The organism is Vibrio sp. 2134-1 (genome assembly GCF_033339495.1).
This window is the reverse complement of the sequence record NZ_JAWOUS010000601.1, coordinates 1-621: the sequence shown is the minus strand read 5'-3', so window position 1 is coordinate 621 and position 621 is coordinate 1. Positions and strand designations below refer to the sequence as shown.

Sequence of the window (621 nt, the reverse complement as noted above, 5' to 3'; positions counted from 1 at the left end):
CGTGGATATCGTTCAGTCTTCTGCTCAATTGCTACGACTAAAAGCGGCGCTTTCTCAAGGCCACATGCAAGAAGATCAATCTGCGCAAGTTGCATTGACGCTTGAAGATGGCTCGACTTACGAGCACAAAGGCACAATGAAGTTCACGGAAGTTAACGTGGATGAAAGTACGGGAAGCGTAACTTTGCGTGCGGAATTCCCAAATCCTGATGGTTTACTTCTTCCGGGCATGTTCGTGCGTGCGACCGTGATTACTGGTGTTGACCCTAGTGCGATTTTGATCCCGCAAAACACCGTGACTCGCGATGCAACAGGCAAAGCTTCGGTGATGACGGTGCGTGCTGATAATACCGTTGCGATTACGCCAGTCATCACGGCGGAAGTTATAGACAACCAATGGCGCATCATTGATGGATTAAAAGCCGGTGACCAAGTCATTACGGCGGGTTTGCAAAAGGTGCGTCCGGGTAGCCCAGTCACCATCCAAACGGGAGATCAGGGATAATCATGGCTCGATTTTTTATTGATCGTCCGGTTTTTGCTTGGGTACTGGCGATTCTGACCATGCTTGCAGGGATCATGTCCTTGTTCAACTTGCCAGTGTCGCAATATCCAACCATT

1 protein-coding gene and 1 pseudogene are annotated in these 621 nt (G+C 49.4%); both read left to right on the top strand.

Annotation, left to right across the window (positions count from 1 at the left end; translation table 11 throughout):
• A pseudogene (gene vmeA / locus R7R78_RS27465) lies at positions 1 to 505 on the top strand (multidrug efflux RND transporter periplasmic adaptor subunit VmeA); the annotation flags it as partial.
• A 2-nt stretch (positions 506 to 507) separates the two neighbouring features.
• Positions 508 to 621, top strand: a 114-nt coding sequence (locus R7R78_RS30070; protein WP_225474776.1) for an efflux RND transporter permease subunit, incomplete at its 3' end; no start/stop codon positions are given.